This window comes from Brucella cytisi (assembly GCF_038433355.1).
Classification (GTDB): Bacteria; Pseudomonadota; Alphaproteobacteria; order Rhizobiales; family Rhizobiaceae; genus Brucella; species Brucella cytisi.
In genome coordinates this window covers 37,539-59,715 of sequence record NZ_JBCAUP010000032.1, presented here as the reverse complement: position 1 = coordinate 59,715, position 22,177 = coordinate 37,539, and the positions used below count along the sequence as shown (strand labels likewise).

Here is a 22,177-nt window from a genome sequence, read left to right as displayed (position 1 = left end):
GGCGCTGGAACCATTCTTAAAGCCAATATGACGCCAGAGAAGGAAGCAGCCTATCATGCCGGTCTGCGTGAATGCCTGCAGGCTGGACTGGATGTCTTGCGTAAAGGTGGCAAAGCACTTGATGCTGTGACGGCGTCTGTGATTGCTCTGGAAGAAAATCCGCTCTTCAACGCTGGTCATGGGGCTGTTTTCACGACGGATGAAACGCATGAGATGGATGCGGCCATCATGGATGGTGCAACACGGGCATGCGGCGCCATCTCCGGAATTTGCGGGCCGCGCAATCCTGTTCTGGCCGCGCGTGCGGTCATGGAGCAGACCGAGCATGTATTTTTTGCAGGCGAAGGGGCAAAGCGATTTTGCGAAGCTGCGGGTCTGGAAATGATGGCGCCGGAGTGGTTCTCGACGGAGCAGCGTCGCAAGGCCTTGCATGACGAAATGGCACGTCGTCGCAGTGGTGCTGCCGATGATGGCGATCCTGCCCGCAAGCATGGCACTGTCGGGGCCGTTGCGCTGGATCGTTTCGGTCATCTGGCGGCAGCTACCTCCACGGGCGGCATGACCGCCAAGACCCCGGGACGCGTTGGTGACAGCCCGGTCATTGGTGCTGGAACCTGGGCGGATGACGAGACGGTAGCGCTTTCCGCCACAGGTCACGGAGAATATTTCATTCGCTGGGTGGTGGGTCACGAAGTGGATGCACGGATGCGCTGGGCAGGGCAATCGCTCAATGAGGCGGCTGGCGCGGTTGTCCGCGAGCTGGGTGAAATCGGTGGCTCCGGCGGTCTTGTTGCGGTGGATCGCAAAGGCAATGTCAGCCTGCCGTTCAACAGCCCCGGCATGTATCGTGCCTGGTGCGGTTTGGACGGGGAGATAAATACGGGTATATATAGATAGCAGAGATGCCATAAAGACCAGAACACAGCCTGATACCGGGATACAATTTATGAACCCCTACAATGGAAGCATCCGATCTGCCTTGCTTCCATTTTTCTTGTGTCTGCTGTTCAACCTTCTGGCGATAGGCAGCCTTGCTGTTTATCAACGAGCGGCGCTGTTGTCCGAACTTCAAGCTGCCAGCTTTACGTTACATCGTGAGGCCTCCCAGCGTGCCGACCAACACGATGCCCATCTGACGGCGCTTTCAACGATCGCTCAATCCAAAGCGCGAACGGCTGATGTTTCGCAGGATGACGTTTTCCTCGAAGTGGCAGCAACGATCACTCGTTTCTATCCGCGCATCGATGAAATTCAGCTGGTGCCGATGAACCCGGCCGAGCCCGTGACCGGCACAAGAAATCTGGAACCGGAAATGGCTGATGCCATACGTGTGGCCGCCCGTTCATCGCGAGGCGTCCCCGAGCTTCTGGCACCTGCTGCGCGACCCGGGCATTACATGATCGTAAAACGCAGCCCGAATACGGACAACCCGCACGACGGTCTGACACTCTCGATCAATGCGGGCAGTCTCATCAGTTCTGACGATGCATTCTGGAGCCGGGATGGCGTTGCGCTGCGTATCCTCATGCCAGATGGGAAGGTTTTGTTCAGTAGCGCGGGCACATTTGGTGAAGCGCATTTTTCCAAGAAACTGGGCAGTGCAACGCAACCGCTTCTCTTCCAGACAGCCCTTGCCATGGGCTGGACTGATCTCTTGCCGTTTGACCAGCTTATTCCGATCCTCGTTCTTACGAACCTGCTGTTCTTTGGTGGATTGGTCATCGTTCGCCAGACACAACGCACGCGCCATGCGGAACGTCGTGCAGAACTGAGTAGCCTCGAAGCCCGATTGGCACACGCCTCACGCGTCAACACGATGGGCGAAATGGCAAGCGGCATGGCACATGAGTTGACGCAGCCCTTGACGGCACTTCTGGCGGGGGCTCAGGCGGGGCGCCGCTTGTTGAGCCGCAACAATATGACGGCACTGGCCGGAGCGCTGGACGATATGGTGGATCAGGCGCGTCGGGCATCCGCCATTCTGGATCGGCTACGCAATTGGTCTCGTCCGCAGCGCCGGCAGACGAAATATGCTGATCTACGCCTTTCACTTCAGAACGTGCAGACACTGCTCGCCTCGGAGGCTGTACGACAAGGCGTCAAAGTTGAACTCTCGATACCCGAGACACCTTTGTTGGCTGCGTTTGACCCGGTGGAAATGGAACAGGTGATGTTCAATCTTCTCCGCAATGCAATTGAATCCTTTCATGATAGTGATGGTGATCGACGGGTCAACGCATCCCTGAAAGCTGACGGATCGCTCGCTATTCTGGAAATTGCCGATAACGGCCCCGGTGTTGCGCCAGAGTTGTTGCCGCGTCTTTTTACCCCTTTTACGACAAATCGCCCCGAAGGGACCGGTCTCGGCCTGGCACTTAGCCAGCGGCTGGTTGAACGCTTTGGTGGCGAAATTTCCTATATTCCTCAGGAGCAAGGTGCGTTGTTTCGCGTTGTGCTCCCAATCGCCGATGGCACAGGAAGTTAAGACGATGGTTCAGCCGGTCTATCTTGTCGATGATGATGAAGCGGTACGAAAGTCGCTCAGCCTTCTTCTGTCGACCATAGACATCGAGGTCAGGGGGTTTGCTGATCCTTCCGCTTTTCTGACGCAGCTGCCGCGACTGAAACCCGGATGCATGATTTTCGATATTCGTATGCCTGTCATGACGGGCCTGAAGCTTCAGGAGCTTCTGGCCGGGCAGGAAGTTGACTGGCCGGTGATCATCATCTCGGGCCACGGCGATATCGAAGCCTGTCGTCGCGCCTTTAGAAATGGCGCGGTGGATTATCTTTCCAAGCCGGTCGATGAACAGGATTTGATCGATGCAATCCAGAAGGCTCAGCAACTGCTTGAACGCAAGCTGGGGAGCGAGGCTCTGAGAGCCGAAACGCTGGCACTGCTGGACGCGCTGACGGCGCGTGAGCGTGAGGTGCTTGATCGTATTGCACAAGGCTTCACTACCCGGCAAATTGCCGATAGCCTTGAATTGTCGCCACGCACGATAGATAGCCACCGTGCGGCCATAGGAGCAAAACTGGGCACGACTTCGCAAGCGGAAATGACACGTTTGTGGCTTGAAGGACAGTCACATCCGTAGAACTACCGATAAGTTCGTAAATGTTACGGATTTCACTGCTTGCTGACGGGAACTAAATGTTCCTCATCACAACTGAGGAACGACCATGATCCGTAAACTTGCAATTATCGTTTTGTCGATGGCCCCGGCTACCGCTTTCGCTCAGACTCTTCCTACCACGCCCTATCTGCCCCTTGATCTGGCAACCAAGGCCGCACAGGCTGCGCTGGATGCCTGTGTCGCCAAGGGCAATAATGTAAGCGTCGCAGTCGTGGCGCGCGATGGATCGACCAAGGTTCTGCTCAAGGCCGATCTTTCCGGTCCGCATACTGGCAACAGCGCGGAAGGAAAAGCGTTTACGTCAGCAGCCCTGGGCCGCGACTCCGGTGAACTTGCAGAGTTCATCGCATCGAAGCCAGCCAATAATGGCATGCGGGATATGGATGCTCGTTTTGTTATTCAGGCTGGTGGACTGCCGATCAAGATCGGCGATTCGCTGGTCGGTGGCATTGGTGTTGGCGGCGCACCATCAGGTGCAACCGATGCAGAGTGCGCCCTTGCCGGCCTGCAGGCTATCGAAGCAAAGTGAGAAAGAACTGTCGGGGCTGAACGTGGTTCAACCCCGACTATTTTCAGCGAGAATGACAAAAGGGGCGCGGTTACGCGCCCCTTTCATTAATAATGACCCCGCCTTACGCGTGGCCCACTATAATAGTGGTGTCTGTGATGATTGCGCCAGGCGTTGTGCCTGTAATGGCGATGCGAATGCCAGCGCGGTCCCCGATAATGGCGGTGATGCGAGCGCCAATGATTTCGCTTGTAGTGATGCCGTTTCTTCCAATGTTTCCGTGAATGATGCCCCCGATGATCCCGGACTTGTTCGACATTCGAACTCACGTCTGGCTTTGCGACGTTCAGCGTAGGTGCTGCATTTGCCGCGCCTGCTCCGATCAACATCCCGACACCGAGAACACCGGCGATCAGTCCTTTGACTAGGTTCATTCTGCGTACTCCTTTCAGGCCCGCATCCTGAAACCTGGCGTATGAACTGATGATGAACAGGGAATGCAGGAAAGATCCGGCTTGGTGATCGCACAAGTTTTCCAACCGCAAGCCTCGCCAGACTGGTAGCTTTGCAATTGAACGACTACGTATAAGGATGAAATCGTAACGCGCGAAATTGTAAGGGAGAAACATGCACAGAACTGGGGTCGTTGGAACCATCCTGTTGCTGTTTGCAGCCTTTCCCGCTGCCGCAAACGACGCGCAATTGGTTGCCGATATGGCTTCCGAGTGCTGGAAGTTGCCCGAGAACATGGATTATCAACGAGCGTCTGCAACTTTCGAGGTTACATATAATGCCGAGGGTGAGTTGATGCGTATCGTGACTGTCGAGTATCAACCAGTGCGGCGAGCAGGTCGAGAATTCGCAATCAGCGCGCAGCAGGCGCTGAATGAGTGCGCGAACAGAACTCCGGTTAAGTCCCGGACGATCCGGGTGGTAATGCGATATATGGCTCCTGCTTCAGATGGACCTTTGATCATGAAGAAGCCTCTCCGGTAACCAAGGCCAATCTTTCTGAGCCAGCACCAAGTGCCGCTCGGCGGAATAATTCATACAGACGGTTGCCAAAAAAACATAATTGCTGAACAAGGGTTGGAACTAAGCGCTCAATGTCGGGAATGGAACATAGCTTGAAACGCATTAAAATTGGCTTGGTCTGGCTCTTTTTGGCAGGCATTTCGTCGGCACATGCTCTTGAAGTCAGTTCTCCGGCTATTTTGAAGCCGTCGCCGGAGCAAATGCAAGCCGCCAATCTAACGGCAGAGTTTCTCACACGTTTTCATTATCGGCCCATTCCTCTCGATGATGCGCTGTCGGTCCGGATCATGAACCGGTTTATAGACTCGCTGGACCCGGATCGGCTGATCTTCATGCAGGCGGATGTGGACAAATTTTTGACTGGCAGCAAGGAAATCGATGATGCCATCGAACACCAGGACCTGACCATCCCGTTTTCCGTCTTCAACGTCTATCAGATGCGTATTATTGAGCGCATGACCTTTGCACGCAGCCTGCTTAAGCAGGGTTTTGATTTCAGCAAGCAGGAAGATTTTTCCATCGTGCGGGACAAGGAGCCTTGGCCGCGATCGAATGAGGAAAGCAATGATCTGTGGCGCAAGCGCGTCAAGAACGATTGGCTGCGCCTGAAACTGGCCGGCAAAGATGATGCGACTATTCGCAAGACGCTCGATAAACGCTATGACAACTCCATTGAGCGCACGTTTAAATATAACAGCGACGACGCTTTCCAGTCATTCATGGCTGCCTATACAACGTCGGTTGATCCGCATACCGATTATTTCGGTGCCAAAGCTTCAGCTGAATTCGATATTTCAATGAAACTGTCGCTGGTCGGTATTGGCGCGGTGCTTCAGGAAAGAGACGACTACACGACGATCCGTGAACTGGTTGCTGGTGGCCCGGCACAGTCATCGGGCAAGCTTGCCGTGGGTGATCGTATTGTTGGCGTCGGACAGGGTAAGGAAGGTCCTATCAAGGAGGTGATCGGCATGCGCCTCGACGAGGTCGTGCAGATGATCCGTGGTGACAAGGGCTCGGTCGTGCGGCTCGATATTCTGCCTGTTGATGCTGGCCCCGACGGCAAGCATCATGTCATCTCTCTGGTCCGTGACAAGATCAGTCTCGATAAGCAGGCAGCCCAGAAAAAGATCCTTTCGGTGAAGGACGGAAATGCTTCCCGCAAGATCGGGGTAATCACTCTGCCGGCATTCTATGAAGACATTGAAGCGCGGCGCAAGGGTGACAAGAATTACAGGAGCGCCAGCCGCGATGTTGCCAAGCTCATTGCTGAGTTGAAGCAAGACAAGGTTGACGGTGTGCTGGTCGACCTGCGCAACAATGGCGGCGGCTCGCTCAGCGAGGCGATCGACCTGACGGGATTGTTTGTTGGAAAAGGGCCGGTTGTTCAGCAGCGCAATGCAAACGGCGAAGTCAAGGTGGAAAGCGACAGTCTTTCGTCGCCTGCCTGGAAGGGGCCGCTGGGCGTACTCATCAATCGTGGTTCAGCTTCGGCTTCCGAAATTTTTGCTGCGGCTATACAGGATTATGGTCGTGGTGTGGTTATCGGCGAACCAAGTTTCGGCAAGGGAACAGTGCAGACCGTGGTCAATCTCGACGAGGTGGCCAATAATCCTAAACCGGAATATGGCGAGCTTAAATTCACAGTCGCCCAGTTCTTCCGAGTTGACGGTGGAACGACCCAATTGCGCGGTGTAACGCCCGATATCAGTTTGCCGGGCCTTTTCGATCTCAAGCTTGTCGGTGAATCGAGCTTCGACAATGCGTTGCCCTGGTCGCAGGTGAAGGCTGCGAAGTACAAGTCATCAGACAATATAAAGGCGTCGCTGCCCCGGCTGCAAAATTTCCATGATGAGCGCGTGCAGAAATCCCCGGAGTTTCAGGACTTTTTGCAAGACGTTGCAACGCTGAAAGAGCAGCGCGAGAAAAAGTCCATATCCCTCAACGAAACTGAACGTCGCAACGAGATGGCCGCTCAGGAAAAGCGGATCAAGGCACGCGGGAAGGTCAACGACGGTATTGATACCGGGGTGGATGACGGTCTGCAATCGAATGAGCGAAGCTTGAGTGCTGATCTGGCGATTGAGAAAAACCGCAAGAGCGCGACAGATGTCCTGCAGAACGAGGCTGCGGCGATTGTGGGCGATCTGGTTGATCTGCGATAGGGCTTTGGTTCAAGCCAGTGCGGGAGAGAACTCGCAACGGGAGGTGCTGGCGCCGCCCGCTGCGCTGTTGCGAAACTTAGGGATTATCGGATTTCAGAAGATAACCCGCACTAAACCCGTTAGATCGCGTGAACGGTCAGGTTTCACGGTCCGCGCTTATTTGCGCAGTTCGGCTTCGATCTGATCGAGAACCTGATCCTTGCCAATGCCGGTCAGGAAGGGGAGGCCCTTTATGACGGGCTTGGTCACAGAAGCCGAAATAGGCGTAGTGGAAACGATGAAATCCACATTGTCAGCCAGAGAAGCAACTTCAGTCGCTTTTGCCTGCTGAGCGTTGAAGGTAAGCCCACGCTTTTTCATTTCTTCGGTGACGGTTGCATTCACTGCCGTAGATGTCGCTACACCTGTACCGCAAGCGAAGAGAATTGTTTTCATTTTAGCCATGGTTTCCTCCAATTGGTGCTTGTGTGTTCAGGGCGCTAGAACATTTCCTGTTTTTCTTGAATCATTGGAAATGCTCTATTTCTTTGTTTTTCGCATTATCCGACGCAAAACCGCTTCGCACTTTTGCTGGAAATGCTCTAGCCTTTATTGCAAGGCAGTTTGAACGTCCTCAAGCGTGCGTGCGGCATTCAGCCTGTCGAGTGCATCAGCATCCTGAATGGTTGCCATGATCTGCTGCAAGGTTTCAATCTGTTTGTCCTTGTCGTTGATAGCAAGCAGAAACACATATCCAACCGGGACAGCTTCTTCCGGGTCTTCCATATTGGCGAACTGGATGGGCGATTTCAGCGTCGCAAAGGCGATGCCAGCCTTGATCACATGTTCAGGATCGGTGTGAGGGACTGCGACGTTATCATCGCGCTCTAGTGGCAATCCGGTAGGCATGGACAGTTCGCGGCTGACCACGGCATCAGCATAGCTTGGCTTGACGTAGCCAAGTTTCTCCAGCTTGCCCGCCAATATCCGGATAATCTCTTCGTTGGTTTTTGCGTCGCTCTGAAGCTCGATCGCTTGTGGGTCGAGAAAATCAATCAGACCAGCAGCCATTCCATTCTCCATTCAAAGAAGGTCGCACGCCGATCTCGACGTGCGACTTGTATTTCATGCAGCGATCATTGCCGCGCTCAGGCTGCAATTTCGTCTGCAGGTTCGTCCTCAGCACCCGCAGCGCGTTCCCATGCCTGCGCATTGCGACGATAGAGCATGAAAAGTGCTGCAATAACGACGGCGATTACCGCGATACCAATAGCACCGAGCCACTGGATGGCCGAGATGATGACGTAAGGCACCCACAGGAATCCATCGACCACCGAAGTAATCTGCAAGGCGTTCTCAGGCAGCTTGAAGCCCGATGAAACAGCAGCGCCGGTGAACAATGGTGCGAGCGCATTGGCGACATAGAAGCCGATGGCCAGTGTGATGGTTCCGACGACGACCATGCGGAACACGTTCCCTTTCAGAAGCGGTGCCGTCATGGCGACGATGAACGGAATGACGGCAAGATCGGCGAACAGGATTACGCGGTTGCCCGGCAGGATGACCGACAGAATGATCGCAATCGGTACCAGAATGAGTGACGACGAAATCGCAGCCGGGTGTCCGATCAGGATTGCCGAGTCGAGACCAACGAGAAGTTCGCGGTCGCCTGTGCGCTTGCGCACAAATTCCTGTGCAGCGTCAGAAACCGGCAGCAGGCCTTCCATCAGGATTTTCACCATGCGCGGCAGAAGCAGCATGACTGCTGCAAGCGTCATGCCGGTGCCGAGAACCTTGGCGAGGATCGTGCCGAAATCGCCAGCATTATAAAATGCGATAGTACCAAGCACGAGGCCGATGATCAGCCCCATCACGACCGGCTCACCGAAAACGCCGAAGCGACGTTCGATGGTTTCGGTGCTGATGTTGATTTTGTTGATGCCGGGAATGCGATCCATGATCCAGTTGAGCACGATGGCAATTGGCAGAATCTGCGCCGAGGCCAGATGCGGCACGGACACACCGGGTACGCCATAGAATTGCTGAACAGCGCGTGCGGACCAGTCTGCAAACAACAGCGACAGTGCTGCAACCAGTGCTGCAATGATGATGCCGTAAGCGAGGTTATCGGTTGCAGCGACAACCAGCGAGCCTACGAAAGCAAAGTGCCAGAAATTCCATACGTCCACATTGAGCGTGCGCGTCCAGCGCATCAGCAGGAGGACGATGTTGACCAGAATACCAACTGGAATAACCCACAAGCCCACGGATGAACCAAAGGCGATGGCTGCAGCCGAAGGCCAACCGACATCAACAATGTCGCGCTTGATGCCTGTGTTGGTGACGATTGCCTGAGCCACTTCACCGATAGAGGTGAACATAAGGCCAAGGACCAGGTTGATACCGATGAAAGCGACGCCAATTGTTATGGCTGCACGGAAGGCTTTGCCGACCTTCGCCCCAAGTACCACTGCAATAATGAAAATCACGATAGGCAACAGGACTGTCGCCCCAAGCGTATCGACTGCCGTTTTAAGTCCGCTCAGAAATGCGTCCATTTATCTCTCCTCCCCCTCGGAGCACGTCCCAAAGTGCACCGAACTAACAGAACATCATTATTAGCTCGCGCGTATCGACGTTTCAAAATGTGAATTGGGCGAAACGGCAGAACATTTGTATTCTATAGCAAACTAAAGTTGAATAACAAGATGGCATTTCGAGAGGTGTAAATGCCGCGAGAAATGAACACTGGTATTGACTTAGAAACAAATGTTCATTAATCGATAATGCATCAGAGGAGACTGCGAGAATTTTGCAGGGACGTTCAGGAGGAAACGATGGCAACCAGTGTGGCGTTGACAGGTTTGGCGCGTGACATGCAGGCGCGGGCGGATAGTGGGCGCCCAATTCGCATCGGACTGATTGGCTCCGGCGAAATGGGCACCGATATCGTCACGCGCGTTGCACACATGCCGGGCATCGAGGTTGGCGCTATTTCTGAACTGCGCGTTCCCAATGCACTCAAGGCCGTGGATATTGCTTTTCAGGAAGAAGGCCATGGCCGCGAGGTCTCGACAGCTTCCGACCTGACTGCTGCTATGGAAGCGCACAAGGTTGCTGTAACCGACAATGCCAATCTGATCCTCGAAAATGATCTTATCGATGTCGTGATCGATGCAACCGGTGTTCCAGCTGTGGGGGCCGAAATCGGCCTGCGCGCTATGGAGCATGGCAAGCATCTTGTCATGATGAATGTCGAAGCGGACGTCACCATTGGTGCTTATCTGAAAGCCGAAGCCGAGCGCCTTGGCGTGACCTATTCGCTGGGCGCAGGCGACGAGCCGTCATCCTGCATGGAGCTGATCGAGTTTGTGACCGCGATGGGCCACCCGATTGTGGCTGCGGGCAAGGGCAAGAACAATCCACTCAATATCGATGCGGTTCCTGACCAATATATGGAAGAAGCCACGCGCCGTAATATGAACGTGCGTATGCTGGTGGAATTCGTCGACGGTTCAAAGACCATGGTTGAAATGGCTGCTATTGCCAATGCAACAGGTCTTGTCCCCGATAAAGCCGGTATGCACGGTCCTGCTGCAACGCTCGACCAGCTCAACAAGACACTGATCCCTGAAAAGGACGGCGGTGTGCTGTCGAAGGTCGGTGTGGTTGATTACTCTATCGGGAAGGGCGTTGCGCCGGGCGTGTTTGTCGTGGCCGACATGTCGCATCCGCGTATTTCCGAGCGCATGGAAGATCTGAAGATGGGCAAGGGTCCATATTTCACGTTCCATCGTCCGTATCACCTGACTTCCCTTGAAGTGCCGCTCACCTGCGCCCGCGTTGTGCTCTATGGCAAGCCGGACATGGTTCCGCTTTCAAAGCCGGTCGCCGAAGTGGCAGCCGTTGCAAAGAAGGACATGCAGCCGGGCGAAAAGCTCGATGCCATCGGTGAATATTGCTACCGCGCGTGGATCATGACTTCGGGCGAAGCGCGCAATGCGCACGCGATCCCTTGCGGGCTTCTGCAGGGCGGCAGCGTGACCAAGCCGATCAAGAAGGGCGAGCTCATCACTTACGATAATGCGGCTGTGGCACCCGGTTCCAAGATTGCCGAACTGCGCGCGCGTCAAGACAAGCTCGTTTACGGAGCGTGAGGACAAAACATCATGGTTCAAGCCAAAAAAGTCGAACCGCAGGATACGGGCGACCGTCACAATTTGCCTTATGCTTTCCGCACTTATTCGCCGGAACAGCTGAAAGAAGCACTGCGTAAAATGTATCTCATCCGCCGCTTTGAAGAGGGCGCGGAAGAAAGCTACACGCGTGGCCTTATTCACGGAACAATGCATCTGTCCATCGGGCAGGAAGCAAGCGCGATGGGCTCGTGCCTGCCACTTAACGATGACGACATGATCACCTCGACCCATCGTGGTCATGGCCACTGCATCGCCAAGGGTGCAGACGTGAAGCGCATGTTTGCTGAGTTTTTCGGCAAGGAAACCGGCTATTGCAAAGGCCGTGGCGGCTCGATGCACATCGCAGATGTTTCCAAGGGAAATCTCGGTGCGAACGGTATTGTCGGCGGGGGTATCCCGATTGCGGTAGGTGCAGCTCTTTCCGCCAAGAAGCAGAAAAACGGCAAGGTGGTCGTGTCGTTCTTTGGCGATGGTGCGAACAATGAGGGTGCTTTTCACGAAGCACTCAATATGGCCGCGGTCTGGAAGCTTCCGGTTGTTTTCATCTGCGAAAACAATGGCTACGGCATGTCCACCTCCACTAAGCGCTCGACGGCAGTTGCCAATGTTGCTGACCGCGCCTCGGCCTATAACATGCCGGGCGTGATCGTGGACGGCAACAATCTGTCGGAAGTGGCGGAAGCTGTGAATGAAGCCACTGAACGCGCGCGGCGCGGTGATGGGCCGACGCTCATTGAAAACAAGACCTACCGCATTCGTGGTCATTCCAAGAGCGATCGCAACCGCTATCGCACCAAGGAAGAAATCGAGCACTGGCAGAACGATCGCGATCCAATCGCGCATTTCGAGGCCGATTTGAAAGCCTATGGCTTCATCAACGATGCCGAGATCGAGGCGATCCGTGCCGAGGTGGAGAAGGAGATCGCTAAGGCGATTGAGTTCGCCAAGAACAGCCCTGCACCCGATCTGACCAACCTAACCCGCGACGTTTACACGGACGATATTTGAACATGGACACGACAATCCGTGAGTTGAGCTACTCGCAAGCTATTCAGGAAGCCATGGCAATTGCCATGGAACGCGACGACCGCGTGTTTCTTATGGGTGAAGACATTGGCGTCTATGGTGGCGCATTTCAGGTGACGGGTGATCTGGTGCATCGCTTTGGCGAGGACCGGGTCATGGACACCCCGATTTCAGAACTGGGCGGCGCAGGTGTTGCTGTCGGCGCAGCACTGACCGGTATGCGTCCGATTTTTGAATTCCAGTTCTCCGACTTTGCAGCACTTGCTATGGAGCAGATCGTCAACCAGGCGGCAAAAATCCGCTACATGCTGGGCGGGGCGGTTTCTGTGCCACTGGTCATGCGCTTTCCCGCAGGTTCGGGAACGGGTGCCGCAGCACAGCACAGTCAGAGCCTTGAAGCGTGGCTTGGTCATGTTCCCGGTCTCAAAGTTTTGCAGCCGTCGACACCTTATGACGCCAAAGGCATGTTGCTTGCAGCCGTCGAAGATCCTGATCCCGTCATGATTTTCGAGCACAAGCTGCTTTATAAGACCAAGGGACCAGTCCCTGAAGGCTTCTACACCGTGCCAATCGGCAAGGCGGAAGTGGTTCGCGAGGGGCGCGATCTCACAATTGTTGCAACCGCAATCATGGTGCACAAAGCACTTGATGCGGCTGCCAAACTTGCCAAAGAAGGCATTGATGTTGAAGTGATCGATCTGCGCACCGTGCGCCCGATTGATCGCGAAACCATCATTAAAAGCGTCAAGAAGACGTCCAAGCTCCTCTGCGTTTATGAAGCTGTAAAGACGCTTGGCATCGGTGCTGAAATCTCTGCCATTGTGGCGGAAAGTGATGCCTTCGACTATCTCGATGCGCCAATCGTGCGTCTTGGCGGGGCAGAAACTCCAATTCCTTACAATCCTGATCTTGAACGCGCAACGGTTCCGCAGGTGCCTGATATCCTGAAAAGTGCGCGTGATCTGGCCAAGGGAGTACGCTGACCATGGCTGCGGAAGTCATTCTCCCCAAGGTCGATATGGATATGGAGACGGGGCAGATTTCGCGCTGGTACGCCAAGGATGGCGATACCGTCACGAAGGGCCAGCTTCTCTTTGAAATTGAGACTGACAAGGCGGCGATGGAAGTCGATGCTCCGGCATCAGGCATCATTGCGGATATCAGTGCCGCAGAAGGCGCCGTTGTCCCGGTTGGTCAGACTGTCGCCTGGATCTACGACGAAGGCGAAGAGCGTAATGCTAAGTCAACTTCGGTCGTTGAAGAGCCAGTTGCCGCTGTAACCGTAGAAACCGTCATTGAGCCGGTAACTTCAAAACAGGCTGAACCAAAATCCTCCCAAGGCTTTGAGCCGAGCTCAGCCAATGATGTGCGGGCAACACCACTCGCTCGTCGGCTTGCACGTGAAGCGGGTGTTGATCTTGCAAGTATCTTGGGTTCTGGACCCAAAGGTCGTGTCCAGAAAAAGGACGTTGAAAGCAATATCACCGTCACAAAACCGTTGGCTGTGCAGACTAAATCGTCTGTACGCACAAACACAGATGTTGCTGTCATTAGTCAGCTTAACGCAGTCTGGTTGCGTGAGGGCGAGGCCGATCGGTTGCCGATTGTGCTGATCCACGGCTTTGCTGCGGACCTCAACTCATGGCGTGGCTTGTTTGCCGGGGCATCGCTTGGCCACCCGATACTGGCACTTGATCTTCCGGGACACGGCAATTCACCACGTGTCGTTCCTGAAAGCATTGATGACATTGCTGCTGCAGTCGAAGCGACGCTTGCTGCTTTAGGTGTGACGTCGTGCCTGTTGATCGGCCACTCGCTTGGCGGGGCCGTCGCCACAGTCACCGCTGCGCGTGGCGTTGTCGATGTGCGTTCCCTGTTGCTTATTTCTTCGGGTGGTTTGGGACCGCAGGTCAATGGTGCGTTCATAAAAGGTCTTATCGGCGCGAAAAGCGAAGCCAGCATCGTTCCCTGGTTGAAACTGCTCGTTGTCGATGAGAGCCATCTGACGAAGCCGTTCATCAATGCAACAGTTGCACAAGCCGCTGATGCAGAACTGCGCGATACGCAGGAAGCGATTGGTCATCGGTTTTTTGCGGATGGCACACAGACTTTTGAGGTTCGCTCAAGCATTGCCTCGCTTGCAATGCCGGTGCGGCTCATCTTCGGTGCCGAAGATCGGGTTATTCCCGTTGCCCAGGCTCATGGTTTGCCGGGGAAAGTTGGCGTCCACATTTTCGCAGGTTGTGGACATATGCCACAAATCGAAGAGCGGGCTGCGGTGCTGCAAATCCTTAAAGAGTGTGCAACGGCTGCTGCCAATTGATGTTCAACTGGTGTGATTAAAAAGAAAGCACATCGTTTTGCGGCGATGTGCTTTTTGTTGTTACTCGGACTGCGCCCTGTCCTTGAGCATCTGTGTCGCACTTTCTTCATCGGTGATGAGAACGGTGGGCTTCAGAAGTTCGATTGCGCCAAGCAGAGCGGCAATTTTCTCTTTGCCGCCTGATGTAAGAATACGCTGCGGCGTCTTCTGAAGACTTTCTATTTTGGCCGACATAACGCGATCGTGCACAGGATCATCAACGATCTTCCCGTTCTTGTCATAGAAGTGGAAAAGTACGTCGCCGACAGCGCCATTCGCGATGAGCGATAGCTTCTGTTCCTCGTCAATCAGGCCGACACGATAAGACGTGCTGCTGGCGGTTTGAATGTCGCCGACGCTGAGCAGAACCATGTCCAATTCTTCGGCCATATCCAGCACAGTATTCAATCCGCAACGTTCGATAAGAGCGAACCGTGTCTCTTTGCTATCAACCAGAGCAGGGGCGGGGATAAGATAGCCTTCACCCTGAAAAATCTGCGCAAACTGCCAGGCAAATTCCGGCGGATTGGAACGGCGTGGCTGCACGATGCCGCCGAGGAGCGAGATCACTTTCAAATCGTTGAGCGGGCGGGCACCGATGTGCTGCAGAGTGCTGGAAAGGGTGCGCCCCCAGCCGACGCCAATCGTCATGCCGTGCTGCACCTTTTCCGACAGATAAGCGCCGGTGGCAGCACTGATCGGTGGAATAGGATCAATGTCAGATGAAGAGAGCGGCGCGACAATCGCGCGTTCCAGACCAAAGGTCTTTTCAAGCTCCACTTCCAATGCGGTCAAGCTTGCCAGCTTGCCTTCGATGGTAATTTTTACTTCATTGCGAGCACGGGCATCAGCAAGAAGGCGCACGATTGTGACACGGCCGACACCGAGCGCTTCTGCGATGTCGTTCTGAGTCATTTGTTCGACGTAATACATCCACGCGGCACGCGTTCTCAACCGGCTCGTGCGGTTTTCGGCGGCAACGCCTTCCGATCCAATGATGAGGTCAGCTGTCTCTGGATTTTTTTGCGTCTTCTTGCCAGCTTTTTTCAAAATAATCCCTCAAATTATTGGCGCAATACTGCTTTATAGAAGTGATGCTCTTAAAGCGAACCTATTGCTTTTCCACGTGAAGGCAAACAATAATTCACATGCTCTGTCCAGGTTGTTCCGGTGGCGCTTCGGTTAAGGAAAATGAACATGTTACGCATTCTTTCGGAAGAAATTGCAGTCAATCTGAAAGACCGGCTGCGTGAGGTTCGATATATGATTCGCCGCAATCGTCATGAAAGTTTGCAGGGCGAACAAGCCGCTTCCCGGCCGGGTGAAATCGTGTCGCCGGAACTGTTGCTTGGACACGCTGCGAGCATGATGGACAAGGCGCTGACCACAGCTGAAACAATCTCCATTTCGTTGATTTCATCGAACCCGAATGTTCATAACAGTGCGCCGCATGTGAGAAGCCTGTCGGTTTATTTCGGCGCAGGAGCTGAAGGTGGGCGCGCGTTCCGCAAGGATATGTACTATCTCACGAAGGAAGTGCTCCGCCGCCATCAGTTGCAGAATGTGCTGATTCAGGAAGCTGTGTTTGTCACGGTGCATGCAAACGTGATGCGCGAACATGGAGCTCTCTTGAAGAGCGCGGTTGCCGCCGAGGCGGGCGACAAAAAAGTAGCCGAAACGGCCAAGGCCATCACGGCCATGTTTTTCGAGCTTCTCGCGGAAAAGCCGGTTCGTTTTATTTCATTGGATGGCCATTGCGATCCGCAGGCTTTACGTAAATTCGAAACAATGTGTTTCGCTGCTGTTGGCCTGGCATGCGGACTGGCCACAGCGAAAGCTGGCGACCTGGAAGGAATTGACCCACTTGAGAGCGCCATTCTGGCTTTGGACGCAAGACATGAGCGTCTGATGCAGGCTGCTGAAGATCGAGATCATCCACAGCTCGAAAATCTGTTCCAGACCTTGATTGCACACCTGCCATAAAACAAAGCCCGGATACGATGATCCGGGCTTTGTTTTATAGATGCGTCGCAGATGAAGTTTAGTTTCCAAACATATCTGCGATCAGCTTTTTTGCGCGGGGAATTGAAGCCGGACTCATGCTGAGCTCGGTCAGTCCCATGCGCAGGAATTCGCCGATGAGTTCCGGCTTTCCTGCAGCTTCGCCGCACATGCCCACCATGATGCCTGCTTCGGTACCCGCCTTTGCGGTCATCTCAATTGCCGCCATGACAGCCGGGTGGCTTACGTCGTTGAGCTTCGCAACGGTTGGATTGAGCCGATCCGCAGCCATCACATATTGCGTGAGATCATTGGTGCCGATGGAGAAGAAAGCCGATTCTTTTGCGAGTTCTCTGGCGGCAAAAACAGCCGCCGGTGTCTCAATCATAACGCCAAGGTCAAACTGGGCGAAGGCTTTACCTTCGTTTGTAAGTTCGCTGATGCATTCTGCGATCAGTCGTTTGGTTGCGCGAATTTCTTCGACATCCGAGACCATCGGCAGCATCACCTTGAGGTTGCCATTGACTGCTGCGCGCAGCAATGCGCGCAACTGCGGCTTGAATACATCCAAACGATCCAGACACATGCGAATGCCGCGCCAGCCAAGGAAAGGGTTTTCTTCCTCGGGAAACTCGATGCCTGCAATGGGCTTATCGCCACCGATATCGAGGGTCCGGACAATAACCGAATGTGGTGCGAATGCTTTGAGAAGTGCCGAATAGGTTTCGGCCTGCATATCTTCGGACGGCAGATGAATATGCTTCATAAAGAGGAGCTCAGTACGGAAAAGACCAACACCCATCGCACCGGCGTCGAGCGCGACGTCGATCTCCTCAAGCGCGCCCATATTGGCTGCGACTTCGATAATGGTTCCATCTGCGCGACGCGGTGTGATCGAGCGATAAGCATCCAGAGCTTGCTTTTCCTGCATTGCTTTGGAAATACGCGCTTCGATTTCGTTGCGGATAGCCAAGTCTGGATCGGCATGAACGATGCCGAACGTTCCGTCCACTGCTACGGTCTTTGCATTCTCGAGCTCATGGATTGCACTTCCGAGGCCAAGAACAGCCGGAATGCCATGCGTGCGCGCAATGATCGCAACATGCGATGTGGCGCCGCCATGTCCGCAGACAACACCTTTGATTTTCTTGAGCGGAGCTCTTGCTAAATCCCAGGCGCCGATGTCTTCAGCGATGAGTACGGATCCTGCTGGCAAGCCTTCCAGATTGATATCTTCCTTGCCGAGAAGTGCAAGACAGATCTGGCGACTGACGGCATGCACATCATCTGCACGTGCATTAAGATAGTGATCGTCGAGTGCCGCAAACTGCCCGGCAACCGTGGAAGCTGCAGCAAGCATCGCCGAAATGGCATCTAAACCATCTCGAATGAGCCCAAGCGCTTCGTCGGTCAGGCTATCATCCGCAGCAATATCCTTTAATGCCGCAATGATGCCTCTGTCAGCGTCAGCGAGGTTGTCGCTGGAGAGCGAAGCATCCATGCGTTGCTGTACCGTCGCGATAGCCGACTTAAAATGGGCAATCTCGGTGTCTATTTCAGATGCTGCAAGCTTCCGGCCCAACGGCTTGATTTCTTCAGGAAAAAACGGAAACGCAGTGCCCAATGAGATGCCTTCGCTCGCACCAATGCCTTTTATCTGACCCGTGGGCAGCTTTATCGTAATCGCAGGCTGAGTAGCGGCTGGCGGCGCTGTTTCTGCTTGAGGGGTAGCAGCGGGTGCAGCGGCCTCTTCAAGACCAGCCTGCGGGTTTTCCAGATAGCCAATCAAAGCTTCGATGGCTTCAATGGCATCGGCACCATCGGCACGAACGGTCACTTCATCAAGCTCTTTCACACCAAGCAGCATCAGCTTGACGGAGCTTTTGGCGCTTACGCTTTTTCCGGCCTTGGCGATTTCGATGTCGCTTTCAAAACCCTTGGCCAGTGTAACGAAGCGGGTTGCGGGGCGCGCATGCAGCCCTTCATGCACCCGGACGATAGTCGAGCGTTCCATTTATATAAGCCTCAAAGCGACATCTGAAACATTCCAACATCCTGAATGTCGAAACTTGTTCCAATTATCTGTTTTAACACGTAATTCCAAATCCAATGATGGCCAGATTCAGCCGCCGATGGTGATAATCTGCCCTTCTTTGAGAGCAGCGACAAGCTCTTCGCCGACGATTTCAGTAGCGCAAATTTCGCCTGGACGATCTGTCGATTGTGCGCCCGTAAACGAAATAACGACGTGGCCGATTTCGCGTACTTTTTGCCAGGCGCTATCACCGACAGCAGTGATTTCTGCGTTGAGTGAGCCGATGGTGATGCGGGCTCCGACAGCAGGTGCGGACACTTCAGGTCCTTCTTCCACGATATGCATTACGGAAACTTCAGCGAGTTCGGGTGGCGATCCATCCGCAAAAAGAATGAGAACGCCGCCTTCAGCGAGATCCGCAACTTCCGGGCCGATCGCGGTGATCCGCGTTTTCAGATGTATCGACATAGAGGCGGTCCTTTCTTGGTATGATCTTCGATGCCCGGAAATAGTGATCAGGGGACATCGACATTGCAGATGTTTGGGAGATTGCCTGCCGCCGCTTTTGCTGCGACAGGCTGAACGTCTTAAAGCACTGCGAGGCTGACAACCCATGCGATCAGGACCGAAAGTGGCCCCATGATCTGACGGCTGATCAGAACTGCCGGAACACCAATTTCGATTGTCTTGGGTTTCGCTTCCCCGAGCGCCAGACCAACCGGTACGAAGTCACAACCGACCTGCGTGTTGTAGGCAAAGAGCGCAGGCAGGGCCATGGCCGGAGCGATGGTGCCGTTGGCGATCTGCGGTCCTATGATCGCCACGCCGACGACCTGCGCGATAACGGCGCCGGGTCCAAGGATTGGCGAAAGGAACGGCAAGCCGCAGATGGCGGAAAGCACGAGCAAGCCGACAATATTATTGGCTAGGGGTCCAAGCGGCTGAGCAAGAATATCGCCAATGCCTGTATAGAGGATCAGACCGATCAGCATGGTCACGAATGCCATGAATGGCAAAACGTTACGGATAACCTGATCGATTGTGCGGCGACCCGCCTGGAAGAAGATACCAACCACACGGCCCATGACACGACCGATACTGCTGATCAGTCCGACCAAGCCGCCTTCGCTCGGCTGTTCTATCGGTGCAGGCTCTTCTTCTTCAGCTGCGGCAGCTGCAGGGGTTGCGGCGGCTGAGCCATCAGCGGATACAATGTCTTCCGGCTTCACACCTGACACGTAAATGTCCTCTGTGATGAACTGTGCCAGTGGCCCGGATTGTCCAACCGGTGTGATGTTTACCGTTGGAATGCGCTTGCGCGGATAGACGCCGCAACGGGCAGTGCCGCCGCAATCGACAACCACGACTGCCATTTCGCTTTCGATTGGCGGTGAGCGGAAGCCGTCAACGGCCTCTGCTCCGGTCAGTTCGGCAATCCGGCGTGCAAGCGGATGAATGCCGCCGCCAGTGACCGAAACCACCTTATTGCGTTGCTCTGTCGGCTGAATGACAAGCGGACCGCCCCAGCCATTTGAGCCGCGGGAAATTTTAACTGCCTTATAGGTCTTTACCATGTCGTCCTCCCCAATTCCCGCTTAAAGCTCTATGCCCTGACGCCGCGCCATGATGGCGGTGATGCGTTCTGTGAGCATGCCTTTAAGGAGGATCACGACGAGACCAACGATGGCGTACCAGATGGCGACGTTGATGTGATAACCCGTTGGAACTGCGCCCTTCTTCTCAAGTTCGAGAAGTGCAACGAGCACGCCGCCCCAGACAAAGTATTCGCCCGGATTGATGTGCGGGAAGAGACCCAGTGGCGGATGAACATAGGAAACAGCCGCGTCATAGAAGGCGGGCTTGTATTTTTCGTCCAGAAACGACCCGAATGTGTAGGCCATCGGGTTGGTCAGGAAGAACACCGAAAGAACCGGCAGAACCGTATAGCGGGTAAGTGCGATACGTCCGGCGCTGCGGGCAATGCCGTGGACGCGCTTTTCACCGACCAGTTCGGTTACGGCATAGAAGGCGGTCATCAGCACGACGAGCGTCGGGATAATACCCGTTACAAACCCGGCAAAAACTTCGCCACCCTTCTGGAAGACGCCAATGAAATGCTTGCCGATCGAAGCAAGCCAGCCCAGCTGTTCTTCCTGCTGGACGTTCTGAAGGCGTTCCTTGAACTGATCAACGGTAATTCCGCCGCTGCCGGCATCGGCTGGCGCGGTGGTTGTTGCTTGTGCAAGCTGCAGAAGATCATTTCCCGCGTGCTCTGCGGCATGTTTGCCATGCAGGGCCGCATCGGAAATCATGCTGCCGGCCATATGTATAGATTGCATTGTTACGTCAGCATGTTGTGCCAACATCGTCACTATCGACATTGCTCCTCCTCGATTGCTTGTTTCAGGCAAGCAACTCCTATGCTCCCACTGCCTTCAGACCTTCGAGTTCGATCCCATCGGATTGATCTCTTATGCGACCGATCTGCTCTATCGCCTGCTTGGCAGCAGCCACCACTTCAGGCGTTCCTTCTCCAATTGCGGGATTGTCCTGCAACTCGCTGAGGCGCATTCCCTCAAAGCCTTCGCGGCGGCTGAATGTTGCAAAAACTGTTCGTCCGCTCATTTGCAGGAAGCGTCGCACCACCAAATTGCGGTCTACGACGAGCAAAACAATAACGCCTCTGCCGAAGCGGCCTCGCACATGACCCGCGCCGACAAAGCCGTCAGAATATTTCGAGGTGATGCCTTTCATCACATCGGAATAGTGACGCATCTGAAACCAGACGCCCAGAGACTGAAAGCCCCAAAGCAAGGCGAGCGCCAGCAAAGCCCATTGCCAGATAGCCATTTTGTTCTCCTCCCACGAAGGACGAATAGGATATTTTCCGAGTTCGCCCTTCAGTAAATAGAGAACATTTGTCTTCTTGAATGTCAATATGTATAATTTTGTCAGCAAATGAAGACGAATGACGACTGACATTGCAATCGGTTTCGCATAATGTCGTTTGTAAACGGGAGGCCGCTCGCAACATGGATTTGCTACTCAGAGAACAAATGGCATCGATGCCAGATTTGCGTCATCGACTGCGCCAGCTGCGTTGGTTCAGGGCGACGTTCCGTAAACATGCGAGCTTACTGCATGAGCTTTATGGCGTCGAATATGAGATTGATGAAAAGAAGCTCACAGAAGCCTTCCTGAACTGGGTGGAGCTCGTTGATCAGAACAAGCGTTTCGCCAAGGTGGATCGTAAGGATTTCATCACCTTTGCTGCGGGCCTTGTGTTGCGAGAGCTGATCCGCTTGTCACCTGCGAAGGTCGTTTCGCCGCCAAAGCACGCTGCAGACGATGCCGCGCGTCTTTACGAAATCGTCAGCTTCTGGCCAGAAGGTTTTCTCTACACAAACTACTGTATCTGCGCGATTGCTGCTGTGCAGGAGCAGGAATTCGGTACTGTTCCGGATATCGATCAGTGTGCTGATGAGCTGCGGACATGGTGGTCTTACAAGGAAAACGTCTCGGAAATGCCGGGTTATGCGATAGCATTTCTTGATAAGTTTCTTGGTAGCGAGCCGAACTGGGTCATGCCGGATCTGGCGTCGGCGCGTGCAGCGGTGAAGCGTGCTTTGGGGGCTGATAATCCGGTCACGAAAATCCAAAATAATTAGTGGTCGCTTTGTTCCAGTGCGGAAAGTGCTTATTCCACTCGGAATATCAGCGTTTAACCAGC

The 22,177-nt window shown here is 54.3% G+C and carries 22 protein-coding genes; 12 read left to right on the top strand and 10 right to left on the bottom strand.

The genetic code is table 11. From position 1 onward, the window contains the following. The 4 genes from AAE521_RS23345 to AAE521_RS23330 all read left to right on the top strand — a co-directional run. On the top strand, nucleotides 1-897 hold an 897-nt coding region (locus AAE521_RS23345), incomplete at its 5' end, for an isoaspartyl peptidase/L-asparaginase family protein (protein WP_342062630.1). A gap of 160 nt (nucleotides 898-1,057) precedes the next feature. Further along, nucleotides 1,058-2,485: a sensor histidine kinase gene (locus AAE521_RS23340; RefSeq protein ID WP_342062629.1), complete on the top strand. Its 1,428-nt coding sequence runs from the start codon at nucleotides 1,058-1,060 to the stop codon at nucleotides 2,483-2,485. A 4-nt stretch (nucleotides 2,486-2,489) separates the two neighbouring features. Continuing rightward, complete coding sequence (locus AAE521_RS23335) at nucleotides 2,490-3,098, top strand: response regulator transcription factor (protein ID WP_342062628.1); 609 nt, start codon at nucleotides 2,490-2,492, stop codon at nucleotides 3,096-3,098. An 85-nt stretch (nucleotides 3,099-3,183) separates the two neighbouring features. Continuing rightward, nucleotides 3,184-3,666 (top strand): GlcG/HbpS family heme-binding protein, encoded by a 483-nt coding sequence (locus AAE521_RS23330; protein WP_342062627.1) that lies wholly within the window; start codon nucleotides 3,184-3,186, stop codon nucleotides 3,664-3,666. Nucleotides 3,667-3,769: 103 nt separating this feature from the next. On the opposite strand, the gene AAE521_RS23325 is transcribed toward AAE521_RS23330, so the two are convergent. Next, nucleotides 3,770-3,964, bottom strand: coding sequence for a hypothetical protein (locus AAE521_RS23325; protein ID WP_071634554.1), 195 nt, complete (start codon nucleotides 3,962-3,964; stop codon nucleotides 3,770-3,772). A gap of 308 nt (nucleotides 3,965-4,272) precedes the next feature. Between AAE521_RS23325 and AAE521_RS23320 the strand changes: the two genes are divergently transcribed. After that, entirely contained in the window at nucleotides 4,273-4,641 is a 369-nt protein-coding gene (locus tag AAE521_RS23320) for a hypothetical protein (protein WP_071634553.1), read from the top strand. Nucleotides 4,642-4,760: 119 nt separating this feature from the next. Continuing rightward, nucleotides 4,761-6,845, top strand: a complete 2,085-nt coding sequence (locus AAE521_RS23315; RefSeq protein WP_342062632.1) for a carboxy terminal-processing peptidase — start codon at nucleotides 4,761-4,763, stop codon at nucleotides 6,843-6,845. A gap of 156 nt (nucleotides 6,846-7,001) precedes the next feature. Here AAE521_RS23315 and AAE521_RS23310 read toward each other — a convergent pair whose 3' ends face one another. From AAE521_RS23310 to AAE521_RS23295, 3 genes are all read right to left on the bottom strand, one after another. Then, nucleotides 7,002-7,289, bottom strand: coding sequence for a PTS sugar transporter subunit IIB (locus AAE521_RS23310; RefSeq protein ID WP_010659301.1), 288 nt, complete (start codon nucleotides 7,287-7,289; stop codon nucleotides 7,002-7,004). Nucleotides 7,290-7,433: 144 nt separating this feature from the next. Next, nucleotides 7,434-7,895: a PTS sugar transporter subunit IIA gene (locus tag AAE521_RS23300; RefSeq protein WP_071633935.1), complete on the bottom strand. Its 462-nt coding sequence runs from the start codon at nucleotides 7,893-7,895 to the stop codon at nucleotides 7,434-7,436. 77 nt (nucleotides 7,896-7,972) lie between these two features. Next, nucleotides 7,973-9,382, bottom strand: coding sequence for a PTS galactitol transporter subunit IIC (locus tag AAE521_RS23295; RefSeq protein ID WP_342062626.1), 1,410 nt, complete (start codon nucleotides 9,380-9,382; stop codon nucleotides 7,973-7,975). A 279-nt stretch (nucleotides 9,383-9,661) separates the two neighbouring features. Here AAE521_RS23295 and AAE521_RS23290 point away from each other — a divergent pair, with 279 nt between their 5' ends. The 4 genes from AAE521_RS23290 to AAE521_RS23275 are packed head-to-tail and all read left to right on the top strand — an operon-like array spanning nucleotide 9,662 to nucleotide 14,372. Continuing rightward, nucleotides 9,662-10,981, top strand: coding sequence for an NAD(P)H-dependent oxidoreductase (locus AAE521_RS23290; protein WP_342062625.1), 1,320 nt, complete (start codon nucleotides 9,662-9,664; stop codon nucleotides 10,979-10,981). A 12-nt stretch (nucleotides 10,982-10,993) separates the two neighbouring features. Then, nucleotides 10,994-12,031, top strand: coding sequence for a thiamine pyrophosphate-dependent dehydrogenase E1 component subunit alpha (locus AAE521_RS23285; RefSeq protein WP_071633938.1), 1,038 nt, complete (start codon nucleotides 10,994-10,996; stop codon nucleotides 12,029-12,031). 2 nt (nucleotides 12,032-12,033) lie between these two features. Then, nucleotides 12,034-13,032, top strand: a complete 999-nt coding sequence (locus AAE521_RS23280) for an alpha-ketoacid dehydrogenase subunit beta (RefSeq protein WP_071633939.1) — start codon at nucleotides 12,034-12,036, stop codon at nucleotides 13,030-13,032. A gap of 2 nt (nucleotides 13,033-13,034) precedes the next feature. Next, a complete protein-coding gene (locus AAE521_RS23275) occupies nucleotides 13,035-14,372 on the top strand; it encodes an acetoin dehydrogenase dihydrolipoyllysine-residue acetyltransferase subunit (RefSeq protein WP_342062624.1) in 1,338 nt (445 codons plus the stop codon). Nucleotides 14,373-14,432: 60 nt separating this feature from the next. On the opposite strand, the gene AAE521_RS23270 is transcribed toward AAE521_RS23275, so the two are convergent. Further along, nucleotides 14,433-15,461 carry a sugar-binding transcriptional regulator gene (locus AAE521_RS23270; RefSeq protein ID WP_342062623.1) on the bottom strand — a complete coding sequence of 343 codons (1,029 nt, stop codon included), beginning with the start codon at nucleotides 15,459-15,461 and terminating at the stop codon, nucleotides 14,433-14,435. Nucleotides 15,462-15,779: 318 nt separating this feature from the next. Here AAE521_RS23270 and AAE521_RS23265 point away from each other — a divergent pair, with 318 nt between their 5' ends. Further along, nucleotides 15,780-16,394 carry a hypothetical protein gene (locus AAE521_RS23265; RefSeq protein WP_342062622.1) on the top strand — a complete coding sequence of 205 codons (615 nt, stop codon included), beginning with the start codon at nucleotides 15,780-15,782 and terminating at the stop codon, nucleotides 16,392-16,394. 58 nt (nucleotides 16,395-16,452) lie between these two features. Here the strand turns inward: AAE521_RS23265 and ptsP are convergent, their stop codons facing one another. The 5 genes from ptsP to AAE521_RS23240 form a co-directional block, all read right to left on the bottom strand. Further along, a complete protein-coding gene (ptsP, locus tag AAE521_RS23260) occupies nucleotides 16,453-18,426 on the bottom strand; it encodes a phosphoenolpyruvate--protein phosphotransferase (RefSeq protein ID WP_342062621.1) in 1,974 nt (657 codons plus the stop codon). A gap of 108 nt (nucleotides 18,427-18,534) precedes the next feature. Then, nucleotides 18,535-18,915, bottom strand: coding sequence for a PTS glucitol/sorbitol transporter subunit IIA (locus AAE521_RS23255; RefSeq protein WP_342062620.1), 381 nt, complete (start codon nucleotides 18,913-18,915; stop codon nucleotides 18,535-18,537). 119 nt (nucleotides 18,916-19,034) lie between these two features. Next, complete coding sequence (srlE, locus tag AAE521_RS23250) at nucleotides 19,035-20,021, bottom strand: PTS glucitol/sorbitol transporter subunit IIB (RefSeq protein WP_342062619.1); 987 nt, start codon at nucleotides 20,019-20,021, stop codon at nucleotides 19,035-19,037. Between the two features lie 21 nt (nucleotides 20,022-20,042). Then, nucleotides 20,043-20,828 (bottom strand): PTS glucitol/sorbitol transporter subunit IIC, encoded by a 786-nt coding sequence (srlA, locus tag AAE521_RS23245; protein WP_084094417.1) that lies wholly within the window; start codon nucleotides 20,826-20,828, stop codon nucleotides 20,043-20,045. 37 nt (nucleotides 20,829-20,865) lie between these two features. Further along, nucleotides 20,866-21,297, bottom strand: a complete 432-nt coding sequence (locus AAE521_RS23240) for a transcriptional regulator GutM (RefSeq protein ID WP_342062618.1) — start codon at nucleotides 21,295-21,297, stop codon at nucleotides 20,866-20,868. A 182-nt stretch (nucleotides 21,298-21,479) separates the two neighbouring features. Between AAE521_RS23240 and AAE521_RS23235 the strand changes: the two genes are divergently transcribed. Beyond that, entirely contained in the window at nucleotides 21,480-22,115 is a 636-nt protein-coding gene (locus AAE521_RS23235; protein ID WP_012093435.1) for a hypothetical protein, read from the top strand. Nucleotides 22,116-22,177: the final 62 nt, after the last annotated feature.